The sequence below is a fragment of the Zestomonas ipomoeae genome (assembly GCF_057128665.1).
Map to the genome: position 1 here is coordinate 1 of NZ_JBSKHQ010000045.1, position 1,275 is coordinate 1,275.

The window sequence follows — 1,275 nt, forward strand, 5'->3', positions numbered from 1 at the left end:
CCCCGGGTTTCGTGGAGGCTGTTTCGTTTAAGTCAGGCCGCCATGGCCTGACCTGCTTGTTGCCGGTGGAAGTTTGCCTCAGCCTCCGCAGGCGGGATATAGCCGATTGAGCTCAGCAGGCGCTCGTTGTTGTACCAGTGCACCCATCTGAGCGTGGCCAGTTCCACGGCCTCGCGGCTCTTCCATGACTGCCGGTAAATCAGCTCGGCCTTGTACAGACCGTTGATGGTCTCGGCCAGTGCGTTGTCATAGCTGTCTCCCTTGCTGCCGACCGAGGGCTCGATGCCGGCCTCGGCCAGTCGCTCGCTGTAGCGGATCGAGACGTACTGGGAACCCCTATCACTGTGGTGGATGAGGGGGCCTTCTCGATGTGGCTGGCGGGCGTATAGCGCCTGCTCCAGGGCATCCAGCACGAAGTCGGTCTTCATGCTGGTACTGACCCGCCAGCCGACGATGCGGCGCGCAAAGACGTCGATCACGAAGGCCACGTACAACCATCCCTGCCAGGTTGAAACATAGGTGAAGTCGGACACCCAGAGCTGATTGGGGCGCTCGGCGCGGAACTGCCGCTGCACGCGATCCAGCGGGCAGACGCCTTTGTCTGCCGGCACCGTTGTTCGTACGGACTGACCACGCCTTATGCCCTGCAAGCCGGCCTGGCGCATCAGGCGCTCCACGGTGCAGCGCGCCACATCGAAGCGCTCGCGCCTGAACTGCCTCCACACCTTCACCGCGCCATAGCACTGCATGTTGGCCTCCCAAACGCGCCGGACTTCCAGGGTCAGCACTTCATCACGCTGGCCGCGACAGGAACGCAGCGCCGGGTTGCGCAAACGGGCCGCATGCTTGCGGTAACCAGACGGGGCGATCTGCAGAACACGGCAGATCGACTCGACCCCGAGCCGGTCACGATGCTGATCGACAAATGCCCTCAGGACTTGGTGCGGCGGTCGAGCTCCGCCTGGGCAAAATAAGCACTGGCCAGTCGCAGGATCTCGTTGGCCTTGCGCAACTCGCGGTTCTCGCGCTCCAGCGCTTTGATGCGCTCGCGCTCCTCGGTGGTCGGACCGGGTCGCTGCCCGCTATCGGTCTGATGACGCCGCACCCAGCCAAGCAGGGTTTGCGCGGCGCAACCAATCTTGGGCGCGATGGATTCGATGGCAGCCCATTCGGATGGGTAGCCGTTCAGGTGTTCCAGAACCATGCGCACGGCACGTTCACGGACTTCGGGGGAGTAGGTCGTGGATTTTCTCATAGCCTCATCTTCTCAAGAGT

1 protein-coding gene and 1 other annotated feature are annotated in these 1,275 nt (G+C 63.0%); the gene reads right to left on the reverse strand.

The genetic code is table 11. From position 1 onward, the window contains the following. Positions 1 to 32 precede the first annotated feature (32 nt). Positions 33 to 1,255 (reverse strand): IS3 family transposase gene (locus ACWKV7_RS23630; protein ID WP_483860152.1). Its coding sequence is split into 2 segments (ribosomal slippage): positions 33 to 970 and positions 970 to 1,255, totalling 1,224 coding nucleotides; the frame shifts between segments, so codons are not numbered across the junction. Further along, positions 861 to 977 (reverse strand) — a sequence feature (AL1L pseudoknot). (Overlaps the previous gene by 117 nt.) Positions 1,256 to 1,275: the final 20 nt, after the last annotated feature.